This window comes from Pseudomonas fluorescens, from assembly GCF_001623525.1.
GTDB classification, from domain to species: Bacteria; Pseudomonadota; Gammaproteobacteria; order Pseudomonadales; family Pseudomonadaceae; genus Aquipseudomonas; species Aquipseudomonas fluorescens_Q.
On sequence record NZ_CP015225.1, the window covers coordinates 6,845,120 to 6,860,308 of the forward strand.

General features: G+C 54.8%; 19 protein-coding genes. 13 read left to right on the forward strand and 6 right to left on the reverse strand.

Features of this window, described 5'->3' with window-relative positions; genetic code table 11:
• Window positions 1–64 precede the first annotated feature (64 nt).
• The 4 genes from TK06_RS30030 to dapF all read left to right on the forward strand — a co-directional run bounded on the left by TK06_RS30030 (window position 65) and on the right by dapF (window position 2,876).
• Window positions 65–1,225 carry a PDZ domain-containing protein gene (locus TK06_RS30030; protein ID WP_086936746.1) on the forward strand — a complete coding sequence of 387 codons (1,161 nt, stop codon included), beginning with the start codon at window positions 65–67 and terminating at the stop codon, window positions 1,223–1,225.
• A 339-nt stretch (window positions 1,226–1,564) separates the two neighbouring features.
• Window positions 1,565–1,702: a hypothetical protein gene (locus TK06_RS31345; RefSeq protein WP_409077369.1), complete on the forward strand. Its 138-nt coding sequence runs from the start codon at window positions 1,565–1,567 to the stop codon at window positions 1,700–1,702.
• A 14-nt stretch (window positions 1,703–1,716) separates the two neighbouring features.
• On the forward strand, window positions 1,717–2,082 hold the full coding sequence (locus TK06_RS30040; RefSeq protein WP_063324977.1) for a VOC family protein: 366 nt from the start codon (window positions 1,717–1,719) through the stop codon (window positions 2,080–2,082).
• Window positions 2,073–2,876 (forward strand): diaminopimelate epimerase, encoded by an 804-nt coding sequence (gene dapF / locus TK06_RS30045; RefSeq protein ID WP_063324978.1) that lies wholly within the window; start codon window positions 2,073–2,075, stop codon window positions 2,874–2,876. The genes TK06_RS30040 and dapF overlap by 10 nt, the downstream gene beginning before the upstream one ends.
• 185 nt (window positions 2,877–3,061) lie before the next feature.
• Here the strand turns inward: dapF and TK06_RS30050 are convergent, their stop codons facing one another.
• A complete protein-coding gene (locus TK06_RS30050; RefSeq protein WP_063325249.1) occupies window positions 3,062–3,622 on the reverse strand; it encodes a nucleotidyltransferase family protein in 561 nt (186 codons plus the stop codon).
• Window positions 3,623–3,723: 101 nt separating this feature from the next.
• On the opposite strand from TK06_RS30050, the gene TK06_RS30055 reads away from it, so the two are divergent.
• The 8 genes from TK06_RS30055 to TK06_RS31355 all read left to right on the forward strand — a co-directional run bounded on the left by TK06_RS30055 (window position 3,724) and on the right by TK06_RS31355 (window position 10,589).
• On the forward strand, window positions 3,724–4,221 hold the full coding sequence (locus TK06_RS30055) for a GNAT family N-acetyltransferase (RefSeq protein WP_063324979.1): 498 nt from the start codon (window positions 3,724–3,726) through the stop codon (window positions 4,219–4,221).
• Window positions 4,222–4,309: 88 nt separating this feature from the next.
• A complete protein-coding gene (locus TK06_RS30060; protein ID WP_063324980.1) occupies window positions 4,310–5,407 on the forward strand; it encodes a sterol desaturase family protein in 1,098 nt (365 codons plus the stop codon).
• Window positions 5,404–6,219, forward strand: coding sequence for a suppressor of fused domain protein (locus TK06_RS30065; protein WP_063324981.1), 816 nt, complete (start codon window positions 5,404–5,406; stop codon window positions 6,217–6,219). The genes TK06_RS30060 and TK06_RS30065 overlap by 4 nt, the downstream gene beginning before the upstream one ends.
• A gap of 81 nt (window positions 6,220–6,300) precedes the next feature.
• A complete protein-coding gene (locus tag TK06_RS30070) occupies window positions 6,301–6,915 on the forward strand; it encodes an alpha/beta fold hydrolase (protein ID WP_063325250.1) in 615 nt (204 codons plus the stop codon).
• 97 nt (window positions 6,916–7,012) lie between these two features.
• A complete protein-coding gene (locus tag TK06_RS30075) occupies window positions 7,013–7,636 on the forward strand; it encodes an SMI1/KNR4 family protein (protein ID WP_063324982.1) in 624 nt (207 codons plus the stop codon).
• 311 nt (window positions 7,637–7,947) lie between these two features.
• Window positions 7,948–8,961 carry a hypothetical protein gene (locus TK06_RS30080; protein WP_063324983.1) on the forward strand — a complete coding sequence of 338 codons (1,014 nt, stop codon included), beginning with the start codon at window positions 7,948–7,950 and terminating at the stop codon, window positions 8,959–8,961.
• Between the two features lie 90 nt (window positions 8,962–9,051).
• Complete coding sequence (locus TK06_RS31350; RefSeq protein WP_086936747.1) at window positions 9,052–9,927, forward strand: nucleotidyltransferase domain-containing protein; 876 nt, start codon at window positions 9,052–9,054, stop codon at window positions 9,925–9,927.
• Window positions 9,927–10,589, forward strand: a complete 663-nt coding sequence (locus TK06_RS31355; RefSeq protein WP_086936748.1) for a hypothetical protein — start codon at window positions 9,927–9,929, stop codon at window positions 10,587–10,589. Before TK06_RS31350 ends, TK06_RS31355 begins: the two co-directional genes overlap by 1 nt.
• Before the next feature lie 299 nt (window positions 10,590–10,888).
• Here the strand turns inward: TK06_RS31355 and TK06_RS30085 are convergent, their stop codons facing one another.
• Window positions 10,889–11,593, reverse strand: a complete 705-nt coding sequence (locus TK06_RS30085; protein WP_153044858.1) for a DUF6602 domain-containing protein — start codon at window positions 11,591–11,593, stop codon at window positions 10,889–10,891.
• Window positions 11,594–11,881: 288 nt separating this feature from the next.
• On the opposite strand from TK06_RS30085, the gene TK06_RS32520 reads away from it, so the two are divergent.
• Window positions 11,882–12,151, forward strand: a complete 270-nt coding sequence (locus TK06_RS32520) for a hypothetical protein (protein ID WP_153044859.1) — start codon at window positions 11,882–11,884, stop codon at window positions 12,149–12,151.
• A gap of 29 nt (window positions 12,152–12,180) precedes the next feature.
• Here the strand turns inward: TK06_RS32520 and TK06_RS30090 are convergent, their stop codons facing one another.
• The 4 genes from TK06_RS30090 to TK06_RS30105 all read right to left on the reverse strand — a co-directional run bounded on the left by TK06_RS30090 (window position 12,181) and on the right by TK06_RS30105 (window position 15,129).
• Window positions 12,181–12,867: an HD domain-containing protein gene (locus tag TK06_RS30090; RefSeq protein WP_063324985.1), complete on the reverse strand. Its 687-nt coding sequence runs from the start codon at window positions 12,865–12,867 to the stop codon at window positions 12,181–12,183.
• A 34-nt stretch (window positions 12,868–12,901) separates the two neighbouring features.
• Entirely contained in the window at window positions 12,902–13,297 is a 396-nt protein-coding gene (locus TK06_RS30095) for a hypothetical protein (RefSeq protein WP_063324986.1), read from the reverse strand.
• A gap of 131 nt (window positions 13,298–13,428) precedes the next feature.
• The gene (locus TK06_RS30100; RefSeq protein WP_063324987.1) at window positions 13,429–13,998 is read right to left on the reverse strand and encodes a DJ-1/PfpI family protein; all 570 of its coding nucleotides are present in this window, start codon (window positions 13,996–13,998) and stop codon (window positions 13,429–13,431) included.
• Window positions 13,999–14,073: 75 nt separating this feature from the next.
• Window positions 14,074–15,129 carry an alpha/beta hydrolase family protein gene (locus TK06_RS30105; protein WP_063324988.1) on the reverse strand — a complete coding sequence of 352 codons (1,056 nt, stop codon included), beginning with the start codon at window positions 15,127–15,129 and terminating at the stop codon, window positions 14,074–14,076.
• Between the last annotated feature and the right edge of the window lie 60 nt (window positions 15,130–15,189).

Sequence of the window (15,189 nt, forward strand, 5' to 3'; positions counted from 1 at the left end):
ACAACTTAAAGGCACTTTGCCATGATGTGGCACGATCCATTCGAATCCATCACTGAGAAGCGAAATGTTTGCTCCTGCCTTCAAATCAAGCACCAGGCTCGCTGTTGCACTTTCGCTCACTGCCTTGGCTGGCTGTGCCTCTGATGGCGGTCTCGGTGAGGCGGCGGTAGTCGGTGCGATGCTGCTTCCCATGGGAGGAGTGGACACCAGCGTAATGACCAGTGCCGCAGGCCTCGCGGCTGGCGCTTACGTCGTCTCCTCGGTCGCGACTGCGGACTCTGCCAGCGTCTCTCCCGCGACCTCCACCATTGCCGCGCCCCAAGGCCTGCCGCCCATTGACCTGCAAAAACTGGTGACCCGGGAAACGCCTGACCGCTATCGTTCCAAGTCCTGTGAGTACATCGAAATGTCCCTCAGCGAAGTGCCGATGTACCAGGCGAGCGCCGAGCCGATCATGAAGCAGGTCGCCACGGCTCGAAAAGAAGCGGCCAGCCAGGTATGGCTGGAAAAAGCTTGCCAGCCCGCCAATTTACCTCGTGGCCGGATCGGCGCCAGCATCGACACCATCGATCCGAAGCGGGCCATGGCCCTGTCAGCTCCCCCAGCTGGGGTTGTGGTGTTGTCAACTGTTCCGGGGAGCGGTGCGCAACAGGCCGGGATCTTGCCTCAAGACGTGATCGTGGCAGTGGATAACGGGCTTATCGCCGATTCAATCGATTTCAGGGTGGCCGTTGCAAAAGCGCCAATTGGCTCGCGGGTGAACCTGAAGGTATGGCGAAACAACGCGTTCAGCATCGTGCCGGTTCTGGTGGGGCCTGGCGGGACTCAAGTATCAATGACGCCGACGTTGATGGCGAACGGCGTAGCTGCTGCGGTTCCGGTCGATGCACTGTATTGCACTGCCGTACTGTCCACCCAGCACACTTACGGCGCTAGCGTCAGCCCGGTCAAATTGATCGCCGGAGCCGCGCGCGACATGCAGCCCTCGCTCAAAAACTACATCGCCAAGGTGAAGCAGGAACAACCTGGCGTTTGGGGGGATTTCAAACTTAACAGCGCTGTTTGTGCGCCGGGTGCGGTGGTGTGCATGGCCGAGGCCAAGGGGCCGAGTGGCAAGACCCAGAATGCCTTCGAGTTCTGCCACGCGACGCAAGCCAAGGCGGATGCTGAACTGGTCCAGATGCGCCAGGGCGATCCGAAAGCGGTGCTTGTTGATTGGCCTTGAGCTGCAATCGTCTTCTGCGGTTACGATCCCGCAGTTTGAAGTGCTGGCGTGCCCTGGAGGCATGCGCATGATGGGAACGCTGTGGTGCGTTGCTTAAAGAGGTGGGTAATCGGGAGTACCTGTCACCAGAGTCAACGGATGACCAGTCGACCTTTTTCTCGAACGACGCCGTCAATCTCGGCGGGTGCGCACTGCGTCACTTGCACCAGCAGACCGGATTGAGTCAACTGGACTGCGCACTGATTACTCGGGAAGCCTTGAACAATTCTGCGCTGGCGAATGAAGTGCCTCCGCTGTTGCTGACACGAGTCGGCTCTCCCCCAGGTGGAACTGACGTTCATGTCAACGTTCACAACCTTCGGCATGCCGCTCGACATCATCATGAGCTCATTGCGCATCGAGTATTTGATTCCTGCCGACGCCAAGACCTGGGAGGTCATGACCAAGGCATCTGGGCAAGCGCAACACTCACAATGATCAAGGAAGAACCCATGCAACCGTCACTCAATCGAATCATGTTGTATGTCCGGGACGTTCAAGCGACCTGCGATTTTTATGAGCATCACTTCGGTTTTACCAGTGAAAGAAAAGTCGATGACCGCGTCACCGAATTGAGCCCTGCAAACGGTGGCGCGATCCTGATGGTTCACCCGGCAGGTAAGGCCGTTAAAACAGGGCAAGTCACCGTAAAGCTTGTCTTTGATCTTCAGGACGTCGAGGGTTTCAAGGCCAAATGCCTGGCCCAAGGCCTGAGGTTTGGCGCTACGCACAGGGCGGACGGTTACTCTTTCGCCAACGCCAAAGACCCTGACGGTAATTCGATTTCCATCTCCAGCAGGGCGTTTGCATGCCGCTGAACTTTCAAAAGATGCATGCCAATGGCGATGATTTCGTTATCGTCGATTCGCGACATTCGGCCAACCCGGTGACGAGTGCCATGGCCCAGCGAATGGGGGATCGGAACCGGGGTGTGGGCTTCAACCAACTCGCGGTGTTGCTCGATTGCGACGATGCCGATGCCCGCGTGATGTTCTGGAACGCGGATGGCTCCGCGCTGGACGTTTGTGGCAGTGCGACGCGGGGTGCGGCGGATATGCTGATGCGCGAAGCAAATGTTGCTTCGGTAGCGCTGCGCACTAACCGAGGCCTGCTGACGTGCGAGCGTACCCCAACCGGCGACATTTCCGTCGACATGGGTGTGCCGCTTTTCGACTGGTCGGACATTCCTTTGGCCCAAGAGCTGGATACCACTGTGTTGCCACTTGCCGGCAGTCCAGTCGCTTGCAGCATGGGAAATCCGCACTGCACCTATTTTGTCGATGATCTGGCAACCGTTGATATCGCGACCATCGGCCCAGCCATTGAAACCAACGCGCTATTCCCACTCAAGACCAACGTTCATTTCGTCCAGATCATTGATCGCACGCATATTCGCTTGCGCATCTGGGAACGCGGGGCGGGTATTGCGCTGGGTTCGGGATCTTGCTCGTGTGGCGCGGTTGTCAATGGGATTCGTCGTGGTTTGTTGGACCCGCGCGTTGAGGTTGAATGTGATGGTGGAAGCGTGACGGTTCAATGGGATGGCGTGGGTGCGGTCTTTCTTATCGGGCCGGTGGAAGTGAGTTTTTCGGGGACGATGAGCCAGGGTTGAGTCGGTAGGTGTTTCAATCCTGGAGCAGGGATTTGCAACACGTTCCGTAGCGAGGGAGCTTGCTCCCGCTCGGCGGCGTAGCCGTCGTAGACCGGTTGATGCCGTTTGTCTGGAAGACCGTTTTGGCGCGGCTTCGCCGCCCAGCGGGAGCAAGCTCCCTCGCCACAGGGTTATGGCGGTTTGCATCATTTCTCCATAATCCTGAGCCACGGCCAGCGAGCCTGATAACTTTTCGCCTTCTCAGCGAACAAATCGGGCTGGGGGTTCTTTGGATTGATACGAAGAACACCTTGCTCGACGTCGTCCAGGCCATAGGGCGCATAGACCTCACCGGTCTCAACATCCAGTCCAATACACGTACCGGCAACCAAGTAACGATCAATGCCATCCCTGGCCGACTGAAGTTGAGGATAAGGCTTGCCAAACCGCCGACCGTACCAAGGATGGACGCGAGCCTGGTTCTTGATCTCGATGTTGACGTCGAGGTCCTGGAAGACACGCTGGGCGGCGTTGATGACTTCGTTCTCGGTTTCCCAAGACAGATCAGGGTCGAAGTAAAAAACGTCGTAATCCCTCACGCCCCAAGCCGGTGGCCGTTGTGACTGATGATTCCAGACGGCTTGGAACAGGCAGCCAGCGGTGAGCATGCATTGATTCAACCCGAGTGAAGGCAAGCGCGAGGTGATTTGCGCGTTGATTGGATTGGCCATTGCTATCCTGACCAAACGTTCGACCGTCAATGTCATATTCATCCTTTTGGAATCGGTCCGGTCCTGGCGCCCCGACAGATGTTTGAGCAAAATCAGGTGAGCCAAGGCACCCAGTACATAGATCTCAAGGACGCCCAATGATATTGCAAAGCAGGCCAGTGATGGCTGATGACATCAAGACCCTCTGTAACTTTGCGCAGGACGCTCGGGAACTGTTCCATATGTTCCCGAAAGCCCAATACCCTCTGACTGAGGCTCAGTTGGCTGAGGCTATCGCCCAACGATTCGATTCGACGGTCATCGAGGCTGGGAACCGTGTCGTTGGTTTTGCTAACTTCCATCGGGCCGAAAAAGATGGGGTTTGCTGTATCGGCAATGTCATCGTTGCCCAAGAGGCGCGAGACAAAGGCGTTGCCAGTTTTCTTGTGGAAACGATGACGGCCTTGGCATTCGACCGCTATGACGCCACTGAGGTGCAGGTATCGTGTTTCAATGAAAATACGGCGGGCTTGCTGCTTTATCCAAAGCTGGGCTTTTTGCCCTTTGCTGTCGAAGAGCGAGTTTCTCCAGATAATCGTAGAACCGCACTCATCCATATGCGTCGTGTTAGATCGGGCCGCCCCTGGATTCTTTGAGCGGTCTCCCAGAAAATGCCTGAAAACCCAAGCCCATCCCAACGCGACTGATTTACAATGCCGTTCCTTCGACAGAGAGCGGCCGTTCGTGGATGCGTTTTCCCTTGTCTATCAACACCTGGGCGCATGGGTAATCGAACCCGTCACCCAGCAGTTCCTCGGCATTTTCAACCTGAACGGCCGCCTCGGGGTCCTGTTTCTCTGCGCCTCCTACGGTGTCGCCTATGGCCTGTTCCGTTTCAGAAAACACCGCGGCCTGACCGATGCCCGGTCGTTCTGGCAATTCATTGGCGGCAATCAGGTGCATCTGCACCGTTCGGCACTGCTGGACTATCGCTACTACTTCGTCCGGGCGATTCTCAAGATTGCCCTGGTGTTGCCCATTGTTCATCTGGTCGATCCGTACATCCTGCGCTCCGGGGATTACCTGGCTTTTTTCAGCAACCTCTGGGGCGCGCGTCCGCGTCTGGGGGAGAACCTTTCGCTCGCCTTGCTCTATGGGCTGGGGGTGTTCCTGGTGAAGGATTTCGTCCACTACTGGGCGCACCGGGCGTTTCATTCGCGCTGGCTCTGGGCGTTTCACAAGGTGCATCACTCGGCGCCAGTGCTAGTGCCGGCTACGGCCAGTCGGGTGCATTTTGTGGAAAAGATCGTCGAGAAGCTCGGCATCACCGCCTGCATGGGCCTCTTCGCGGGCGGCTTCTGGTATGTCTGTGGTGGTGAGATCAGCCGCTACACGTTGTTCGGTGTGACGTACCTGGTGTTCATCTTCAATAGCCTGGCGGCCAACTTGCGTCACACCCATGTCTGGTTGTCCTTTGGCCCGGTGCTGGAACATGTGCTGAACAGTCCGGCCCAGCACCAGATCCACCACAGCGATGCACCGCGCCATTTCAATCGCAATTTCGGCGTCAACCTGTCGCTGTGGGACTGGATGTTCGGCACGCTCTATGTCACCCGCTCGCAGCCCGAGCACTTGCGTTTCGGCACCGGAGAACAGGACCACGCGCGTTACCTGACGGTGTATAGCCTGATTGTCACGCCTTTCGTTGAAACTGCCCGCAAGTACCTGCCCGCGTTTTCATATCAACGCCAACACGCCACAATGCGCCCAACGCCTGCCCTTGGATCAGCGAGTGCTGACACAGATGAGGCTCAGCGAAAAACCAGCAAGGAACGCCCATGAATTTTTTCAAGAAGCTCTTCGGTTCATCGAAAGCCCCTGAAACCCAAGACGCCCAGCCTGCACCGCAACCCCAGGAGCTTGGCGACCTGACCGAGGCTGAGGCCGCCAATCTGGCCGTCCGGGAAGCTGGCGCAGCGTGCCTGGATCGTCATTGGAGCGCTGTCGGCACGGTCGAGCGGGATGTCCTTGCCTACCTGATCAGCCCGACCTTTTCCGGCGGCCCGTACTGGCCTTCGACCCGCCAGGCCTACCGCGTGGTGCGCCGTGGCGACGCGATCATCCTCGCCACTGAAGGCCTGTCCGATCCATTCGATGATACGGAAGGAATGGGCAACGGTTTCGAGATGGAATTGTTCGTCGAAACCGCGAATATCCCCGAGCACGCCTATGGCCCCGTGGGGGAGGTCGATCCTTTCAAGCGCAGTTGGGCATTCGAGCTGTTGGAGCACGTTGCCAAAACGGTGGCCGACGCGGGCGGCATCACCCATCAACTCGACCAGCACGGGGCGCTATCCCTTGAGCTTCCCGGGCTCAGCCAATCGCATCAAATGAGCGATCAACTGCCCAAGCTCTTCGTGACCGATGACGACTCCACCGGCGTTCTGCTCGGCGCCCCGGCACCGGATTTTCCTACCCAACTGGATGACATGCCCTTGTCTCCGGTCAGATTGGTGCCGGTGGTATTGATTACGGCGGCGGAGCTGGAATACGTGCGTTCGGGAGGGCGAGCGGCGCGGGAGGATCTGGTGAGTCGTTTGAAGGCGGCGGGCATTGGGCATATGAGCAGCCTGCATCGGGCGAGTGTGGTGTGAGGCTGGAACCGGTCATTGAACCTGGCGGTATCCCTTTGGCCTCCTGCTGACTCTTTCAATCCCATTTTCAAGGACGAACCCGTGACCGCATCCCCCGCCAAACTCATCTTCTTGCCCGGCGCCTCAGGCAACACCCAATTCTGGCAACCGGTCGCTGAGCGCTTGACCCACCTGGCGCAGCCAGTTCATATCGGCTGGCCCGGCTTTGGAGACACACCGCCCATGCCTGGCGTGACCGGCATGAGTGACCTGGTGGCGCGTGTGCTGGCCGAGATCGACCAACCCACAGCGCTTGTGGCGCAATCCATGGGCGGTATCGTCGCGGTGCTCGCAGCACTTGAACGCCCAGAGCTGATCACCCACCTGGTGCTGACCGTCACCTCGGGCGGGGTGGACATGTCGGCGCTGGGCGCGCACGACTGGCGCCCGGATTTTGCGGCGGCCAACTCGACACTGCCGAGTTGGTTCCTCGACGACCGCACCGACCTCACATCCCGCTTGGTCGAGTTGCGCATGCCGGTCCTGCTGCTCTGGGGCGACGCTGATCCGATCAGCCCCGTTCGCGTCGGCCAGTACCTTGCCCAACTGTTGCCCCGCGCTGAACTGCACGTTTTCCCTGGCGCCGATCACAGCCTGGGCTTTACTCACGCAGATGAGGCAGCGAGGCTGATCGAGAGACATCTGGCCAGCGAGTGAGCGCAGCGCTTGCCGCTTGTTATCGATGTGTCGGACTGATTGTGCGACGCGGTGTGTTTCAAGACCTCTAGGGCCCCAATACCTTTTCGAGACAACAATGACTGACTACCGCGGACTCATCCTCGAAGACACCCGTGAAGGCGCCACCGACCGCGCCATCGCGCAACTGGAAACCAGCCTCGGTGCCCGCTTGCCGGACGACTATCGCCAATTCCTCAAGACCTGCAACGGCGCCTACGTGGAATACGATGTGCTGGCGACCCTGGCCAATGGCGACGAGGAGCTACTGAGTTTTTCACTGTACGGGCTGGACCCGGACAAAGAGTATGAATCCAACCCCTTCGAACTGGAGCAACTGCGTGCGCAGCCCGGTTTCCCTGCAACGGGATTGCTGCCGATCGGTCGCGACGGCGGCGCGAGTATCTTGCTGCTGGACCTGCGGGAAGGGCGCCAGGACGTGGCGGCGATGGTGGCGGGCTTACCTGCCTGGACTGGGCGCCGTCAGCAGGGCGATGAGTACGTGGTGCTGGCGGATTCTTTCAATGGCTATCTGGATTCGCTGCATTTATCGCAAGAGCGGATCGAGGAGCATATCAATCACTTCAACATCAGCCCTGAGAGTATCGAGGCGACGTTGGAGTGGTTGGATAAGGGGAGTCCGGGCTGGCGGGAGCGGTATCGGGAATTGTGGAATGCGAGGGTTGTGGATCGGTTGATTTGAAGGTTGAGTGGTGGGTGAGTTTCGCTTTTATGGGTGTATACAGTAGGTCCCTTTTGGATCGAAAGTAGGCGGTCATGGCTGACCGCTTTCGGCCAGAAGCAGTCATCCAGAATCGCTTACGAAATCGGAACATTCATCCGACGTTGCAGGCGAAGCGGGGCCAATCTCGGGCATATTGGTGAGCGTATCAGGCGGTCAAAAAGATCCGCTTGGCAATATGAATTGCTAGGCTCTGTACGAAAAGACTTGTCCTGACATCGTGTCCGACCTTCTTGCGCGGATCCATATAATCATCGAGAGGAAATTTTCAGATGACACAGGACAGAGAGCATCCACTAACTGAACTGATATCGATTGCGGCCAAAGCCGGTGTAGGGCTTTTGCCAGGAGGCGGACTACTCACTGCTGGCTATGAAAGCTTGCAGATTTTGAGTAAGCAGGCAGCGATTCAGATGGAGCGTCGAACTGAAAAGCGCTACGAGGAGTTCATCAAGAATGTCTTTGAGGGTGAGGTCACACCAGAGGTGACCCAGCATCTCACTGCTGATGATTACACCGCGCTCCTTTCGGGCTGTATGAACGATATGGAGAACGAGAAAGCCAAATACTATGGCCGTTTGGCGGCTGCGATCGGTAGAGGTGAAATCAAGGGCAACAGCAGGCGATTCATGATTATTACGCTCAGCCAACTATCTGAGATTCAGCTTCAAATGTTGCGAAAATCTTTCATAGCCTCCCAGTTTTCGTTACGTCCTAGCCAGGGCAGCGGGCAGTTGGATGCTATTCAGATATTGCAGATCAGCGATCCGATTCAGAATCATGAGTACAACGACCTCGTTAGCAGGTCACTCTACGACACTGACAAGCTCTCAGACTTAGCAAAAGACCTAGTTAAAGCTTGTTTCGATCCGCAAGAGCTTCAGCCAGCAGCCATCGGTCATTTAGAGTGGTATCCCAGAATAGTGGATATTATTTTTGACTCGAATAAGACAGATCTAGTCTTTTCGTTGATTGATGCTTGTTGGGCGTCAGCGATTCGTTCGACAAATCGGGGGATTCAGATGATTGATCGAGCAGTTCTAGCCCATTTCGCTAGTCCGCACGTCATGATCATGGGGAGCGACGCTGAACCCGATTATTTACCGACCTTGAAGGCACGAATGAAAGATAATGACGTTCTTTTTGTGTGCTATAACAATCACGAACCACTCATTCGAGCCTATTACCCCCACAGCACAGTCATCAATACGGGTGATTTGTCTACGGTCGAGATCACTGAGCAGGTAATGACGCGGATCAAAACGGCGAACGGCTTGGCAATTTAACCGATACAAGGAACGTTATGCGACGCATTCTGCGTAAAAATTATGCTGCATGTGTAGCCTACTTATAGCTAGCGTTTAAAAGGATAAGCAATGAGCCTGGAAAATAAATTGTCCGGATGGACTGGCCCTTCGAGTGACACCGAGCAGGACAAGCAGGATAGAACGGAGCGAATGATTCGCCAAGCGATAAACTCACACGAACCATTCAACAATTGCTCGTTGAAGGTTTATGCGAAAGGATCTTATGCCAACAACACTAATGTGCGCTCAGATAGTGATGTCGATATAGCGGTGGAATGTACAGAAGTTCTATATTGGGAGGAGCATGAAAAAGGAAATTATACGCCTGGCAAACCATATGAGGGGATTTGGACCCCAGCAAAGTTGCGAGCCGAGCTTCTTTCGGCTATGAATGCAAAATTCCCCGACCAAGTAGACTCCATGGGGTCTACCGCAATACAGATAAATTCTAGCTCAGCGCGCGTAGATGCTGATGTCGTTCCATGCTTTAGCTTTCAATATCACCTGAGCCATGAGACGAGAAATGGAACTAAAATATTCAAGACGGATGGCACTAGTATCGTTAACTATCCAGCTCAGCAAATGGAAAACGGGACAGCTAAGAACAGACGAACTGGTAATGCCTATAAAAAAGGGGCGCGACTTTTAAAGCGCGTTGAAAACGCAATGGCAGGAGATGAAATGTTTCGCGAACTGCCATCCTTCTTTATGGAATGCCTAGCCTACAACTGTCCAGACACCGTGTTTGCTCATTCAACCTGGACAGAATGCTTCAGAGCTATGCTTCTTCATATTTGGGACAGTCTTCAAGGTGAAGAGCCGGACTCTGGGCGCTGGGTAGAGGTGAATGAATGTTTTTTTCTATTTCATCCAAATCAAAAATGGACTCGTGAAGATGGGCGCGAGTTTTCAAAAGCAGCTTGGAACTACTTTGGATTCAAATAATGCGCAATGTAACACTTAAAAACTCGCTGTATCTGCTAGTCGGGATTTCAGCAATTGTTTGGTTCTCGATTGCCTACTTCAGCGAGCTAGATCTATCTAAGATGCTGGATTTTTTTGGATTAATTCCGAAAGTTGTGAGCATTGATCTTTTGGTGGTAGCAGTATTTGTTAAATGGGGATGGAGATTTCAAATATTTAGAGGTTGGCTTGTTCCATTTCCGAATTTAAATGGAAGCTGGGTGGGCTTTATTTATTCGGATTGGAAAAATCCAGAGACGGGCGCAAAGCCGCCTCCTATACCAGTAATGCTGACTGTGAATCAATCTTTCTTCCACATTAGCTGCATGATGCGTACGAGTGAAATGGAAAGCTCTTCGTATTCTGAGGGCTTTCTTATCAATCCTGATCGACAGATTAAAAGCGTAGCTTATACCTTTACTAGCAAGCCCAGACTAAGCTTGAACGAGCGGAGTATTCCCCATGATGGAGCAGCAGTATTTCAGATCATTGAGAAGCCAAAACAAAAGCTAGTGGGTAGGTATTGGACGGAAAGATTAACAAAGGGTGAGATAGTTCTACGGTACTACTCAAAAGAACTTCTAGATGAGCTTCCAGAAGACTTGGGCGAGCATCCTGTAACAGAAGTTGATAATCGACGCTAACTAGGTGTTACTATCGTGCTGGCTGCTCTACAAGTTATAGCTGCTTTAGCTCGGCAAATTATCTCGCGAACTCTTAATGTCTAACAGGTCTTTACGGACAATACAAATCGACAGGAGGCTTGTTTGGTAAATACTACTAAGCCTTCTCCGAACGTACACATTATCAATGTTAATGCTCTTACGTCCTCATATTCATAAACTTGCGACTGACGGCTATTGGTCGGGAGCAGCTCATACTCCTACGTCTGTTTATGGCCGGTAGTTGCCGTTCATTAACGGTCACTACCAGTCAAGAATAGTCAAGAGATATAAGCATCCCAATGCACGCTGCGCATTACTAAACGACCGGTCACCTTTGACAGTAATGCAAGCAAGCGAGCTAGACCTACCCCTGCATCATTGATCTGAATGTACGGAGCAAAACTATCCTGCACCAATAGCACTCCATCGTTCTTAATCAGAATTCCCTTTGTGAGATCTAAATAGACATCTGGCTGACCTGCAGTAGGCAGTTCAGTTAGCTTTCGCTCAATGACATCCAAGGCGGATCCGCCGTATGTGAGAACGACATTTAATATTCTTGCATACGGCCAGTCCAGATCACCTAATTGAACACCCTCTAATGTGCTTGGTACCAACGTGTTGACACTTGCAATGTTGATCGCAATAGTTTCGAGAGTAGATGGTGATATTTGTGTTTTAATTTCAAAAGTTGCTACAGCTCCCTCCTGAAATATAAGATCATGACCACTGGCGAAGGGTAGTCGTGGCATCGACCGTAACATCAGTACGATATCTTGTTGTTTGGACCGCTGCCCACTCGAGTCAATAATCATCCCACTTACAACGCTGGTCATTTCTGGGAGATGCGCAATAAGAAAATCTTGGATAAGACGCTCACGCGCTGAGCCAGCAGTAGCAGAGTGACCTAGCACGTTGCTCATTTCATATTGAGCATTTAATGCTTTCACAGCTCCTTTGCAGTATTCGACTAGCGGTTTCATTAGACAACTCTTTTTTGATTTTACGTAAGCCACGATTCTGAGGGAGTCCAGGAGTGGTTGCAAATGGCCGATTTTTGCCCACCTGCGTAGGGCAGCTATTGGCCCTAAGCGGTCGGCCATCAACGTCCGCTTCTGGCCGAAACGAGCCATTCGCGGACGACCTCTATTGGCCGTATGCTGCCTATCGCGAAGGGTCGCAATCGGCCAAGTAGTCATCCGATCTCGTTTTTTAGCTATCTTCTGGTCATGCGAAATGACCCACCCTTCGATTTCTTCAGAGGTCGGTTCATGAATTCGAATCTTACAATCTCAAATTTTTTGGGTCCGTGGTGTGGGGATTCACCTACAGGTCTGATGCAGCGTTGCAGGGCGGTCTGGGATACCCCTTTAGCAAATTTGACCGACCTGATGGTTGCCACTTTTTTGAATCAGGACATCGCTGTCACGCAGATGCTTATAGAAGCAAAGCGCCGCATAAAAGAGCAGGAACGAGATGGGAGCGAGTACTTCGAGGGCCAGCTTCTCGAAGCCATGAAGAGCGTGCAGTCAGGGGAGTAAGTCATCCCTTCGCCGCTTGAATCCAGTCTTCAGTCAAGGCGTTCGATGGCGCGTGCAAGATTTGCGCGTGCCTGTTGCTCGAATGCGTCGAAGTACGCTGCGGTCGTATAGAGGCGCCCGCGCGCCAGGAAGCCTTCAAGGACCTGGCGCCGTTTTTGGCGGTACACCGGCAGAGGCACAAACTGGTATTCGTGGCGAATTTGCTGGTCGTATTCCTCGAACCGTTCGAACGACGCTCCAAGGATCGCCAGGTCCGTGTCCACCAACACCGCTTCGTCTGCCGACGCCGGGGCGCCGTCGTGTCGCGTCACCATGATCAGGTTGTAAAGCCTGTGTCGCGTTTCATCGCCTAGGCCACTATCACGTGCCACGTCGTCCAACCATTGCGCGCTGCGCAGTTCGTTGTCGCTGCGAAGGGGGTCGTAGATCGCGTCATGAAACCATAGCGCGAGGTCGATTTCGGCGGGGGCCAGGCAGGTCGCGTTGACGAATCGGCGCACTTGAAGGCATTCCTTCAGATGCTGGAGGTTGTGGTAGGCGCGGTGCGGCTCGCAGTAGTGTCGAATGAGTTCTTCGTATGTCTCGCGTGACACACGTACGACGCCAAGCTCCGCCCAGACGCGAGCCCAGGCGTCGAAACCCGTGACATCAGCCGCGTCTAGGTCGCCGTGTGTGCTGGCCGTGAATTGACCGTTCTCTTCTGGCGAACCCGTCATCGTTTCTCCTGCGCTTCAAAAATGAAAAAGGTATTTATTGGGCATCACCCGCCGGTTCATCTTCGACATCTTCCGGTGGCGCTCCGTAAGGTGCGCCAATCTCGACCCGATCAGCCTTTACCCAACCGGTATAGTCGTCGCCGCTCTTGGCGATGAAGTTCACTTCCAGCCATGATTCGTCTTCAAGGCTGGAGTAAACGGTGAGAGAGTCGCCGGGTATTACGAAAATCTTCTTATTGGCACAGGCTTCATCTGGTGCTTCGTGGAAATGCAGGCGCCCGGTGCCAATGACCTTGCCTTGCACTGACGGATGAAACTCAGGCACCGTTCCGGAGATCTTTTCCGCCAGGGCAGAACAGTTGACAGCGGCCTGGCTCAGGCTGCTGAAAAGGCACAGGCACAGGCACAACACGCTTGAGCGCAGGTACATCTTGGCGAATTCCGTTTGGGGTGGAGGCGTAAAGGATAGTTAAGTCGCAAGCTATTGGAAAAGAGACCTATCCAGAGGAAAAGAAGACAGCATTATTTTTCACGGTCAGCTGTGTTTGCAGGACGAAGCAGTCACCCATGTTCCGCTGCCAGCATCGACCTGAACTGGGAAATGATCTCTGGAGATAACCCGGCAGCTTCGAACACTGCGCAGGTGAAGCTCACAGGGGCAGGGCCTGGAGCAGTGATGATGCAGTCCGCAACCACAGCGACTGGGCTGCTTCGATAAAACTCATTTCCTTCATAACCCACGGTATTTTTTTGCAAGAAGTCGGCGCTGTTCGAGGTATGAGGAACCGTGTCGAGAAGCCCGGCCCTGGCCAGTGCCAGCGTTCCCCCGCAGATACCGGCAATTGTCGCTCCGCTTGATCGACTCGCCTGAAGAAAATCGCCAATATCGGGTGCTTCCGCACGTTCCCAGACCATGCCTCCAATGATGACGACAACGTCTGGTTTCCACTCCAGGCATTCTTGCAAACTGCTATCAACAGTTACGGCCAATCCACCCTGTGAGCGGAACTGCCCCGTAGCAGGAGCGAAAAACCTGACGTCGATCCCGTAAAAAGGGGACGCAGTTCCAGCGATGAAAGCATATTCCCAGTCCGCAAAACCGGGTGTCAGTATCAAACCCACGCGTGCCATCAGTCAGAATCCTCCATGAATGCCAAATGCCTGCCACGGCATTTTCGTTAAGCCGCAGCGAGTCAGTACCATCGGTTACAAACTGGCTTTTTTGTCTGCAGGTGATTGCGCCAGAAACTCCGCTATCAGCGATGCAACCTGCTGCTGAATCACTTCCCGAGCACGACCGCCATCACCATCCCGACAAATGATCCCATCCCCCGGCACTTCCTCCTCAAGCATTTCCTCCGCCCCGGGCTTACACATCGACATGAAGCTGAAATGGCTCGCATCGCTGATCTCGATGTAACGGCTAGACGCTGGGGGCAGGCGCTTGGCCAGGTTGGCAGATTCCAACTCAGCGGGAAGTTCTTGCGACGGTACCCCGGCAGCGATCACCAGAGCGGGGATAGGCAGCGCGGCCAAGCTTTTATCGGTCAGGCCCCGTGAAAGGCCGAGGTCCAATGTCACCACCGCAGTGACGCGTTTATCGCGCCAAGCGGCGGACAGTTCGGCCTTTGATTCAGCGGTGCCTGCGGGATTCATCTGTTCGTAAACGGTGCAGCTGGCTAGCTGCGGGTGGGTGCTGCAGTCTTGGGCGAAGCGCTCTGGGTCGAAGCGAGCGCCGGCAATCTCCAGGGCCGTCCAGCCGCCGAGTGAATGGCCCACGGCTGCAATTCGACCATTGGCGACCCGGCCAAATTTTTCAGGCTGGGTCGTGACCGCATCGATGGCTCGACGCAGATCAACGGGCCGCAGCCATAACTGCGCCGCCGCTTGGGGGCTGCGGTCATGGGTGGTGCTGCCGGGGTGGTTGACGGCGGCGACGATGTATCCCTTGTGGGCCAACGCACTGGCCAGCCAGATCTGGTTGCTCCAGTTACCCCTGTATCCGTGAGAGAGCACCACCAATGGATGTTCGCCGGCCGTTGGCGGCGCGTTACGCACGGCAGACGCGCCGACAAACACCGCGTTATCGGCGATCAGTTGCGCGGTTTCGGTCGTTGCGCCGGGGTACCAGACGACCATCTCCAATGCGCGGCCATTGTGCGGATCCGACAGGGTGGAAGATTGGAAACCGACGGGGTTTTCATCAGCCAATGCGGTCGTTGTCAGGCAGGCCAACAACAGGGCGCCGAAAGCTGTTTTCAATGTCGTTTCTTCCTTGATTAGACGAATGGGGGGCGATGAGCACGGGCATTAAAGCTCAGA

Excerpts from the sequence above, each read along its gene's own strand:
- TK06_RS31345 (WP_409077369.1), top strand. The coding sequence starts at position 1,565 with ATGTCAACGTTCACAACCTTCGGCATGCCGCTCGACATCATCATGAGC.
- TK06_RS31350 (WP_086936747.1), top strand. The coding sequence starts at position 9,052 with ATGAGCCTGGAAAATAAATTGTCCGGATGGACTGGCCCTTCGAGTGAC.
- dapF (WP_063324978.1), top strand. The coding sequence starts at position 2,073 with ATGCCGCTGAACTTTCAAAAGATGCATGCCAATGGCGATGATTTCGTT.
- TK06_RS30090 (WP_063324985.1), bottom strand. The coding sequence starts at position 12,867 with ATGACGGGTTCGCCAGAAGAGAACGGTCAATTCACGGCCAGCACACAC.
- TK06_RS30075 (WP_063324982.1), top strand. The coding sequence starts at position 7,013 with ATGACTGACTACCGCGGACTCATCCTCGAAGACACCCGTGAAGGCGCC.
- TK06_RS32520 (WP_153044859.1), top strand. The coding sequence starts at position 11,882 with ATGAATTCGAATCTTACAATCTCAAATTTTTTGGGTCCGTGGTGTGGG.
- TK06_RS30100 (WP_063324987.1), bottom strand. The coding sequence starts at position 13,998 with ATGGCACGCGTGGGTTTGATACTGACACCCGGTTTTGCGGACTGGGAA.
- TK06_RS30040 (WP_063324977.1), top strand. The coding sequence starts at position 1,717 with ATGCAACCGTCACTCAATCGAATCATGTTGTATGTCCGGGACGTTCAA.
- TK06_RS30095 (WP_063324986.1), bottom strand. The coding sequence starts at position 13,297 with ATGTACCTGCGCTCAAGCGTGTTGTGCCTGTGCCTGTGCCTTTTCAGC.
- TK06_RS30030 (WP_086936746.1), top strand. The coding sequence starts at position 65 with ATGTTTGCTCCTGCCTTCAAATCAAGCACCAGGCTCGCTGTTGCACTT.
- TK06_RS31355 (WP_086936748.1), top strand. The coding sequence starts at position 9,927 with ATGCGCAATGTAACACTTAAAAACTCGCTGTATCTGCTAGTCGGGATT.
- TK06_RS30065 (WP_063324981.1), top strand. The coding sequence starts at position 5,404 with ATGAATTTTTTCAAGAAGCTCTTCGGTTCATCGAAAGCCCCTGAAACC.
- TK06_RS30080 (WP_063324983.1), top strand. The coding sequence starts at position 7,948 with ATGACACAGGACAGAGAGCATCCACTAACTGAACTGATATCGATTGCG.
- TK06_RS30050 (WP_063325249.1), bottom strand. The coding sequence starts at position 3,622 with ATGACATTGACGGTCGAACGTTTGGTCAGGATAGCAATGGCCAATCCA.
- TK06_RS30055 (WP_063324979.1), top strand. The coding sequence starts at position 3,724 with ATGATATTGCAAAGCAGGCCAGTGATGGCTGATGACATCAAGACCCTC.
- TK06_RS30085 (WP_153044858.1), bottom strand. The coding sequence starts at position 11,593 with ATGAAACCGCTAGTCGAATACTGCAAAGGAGCTGTGAAAGCATTAAAT.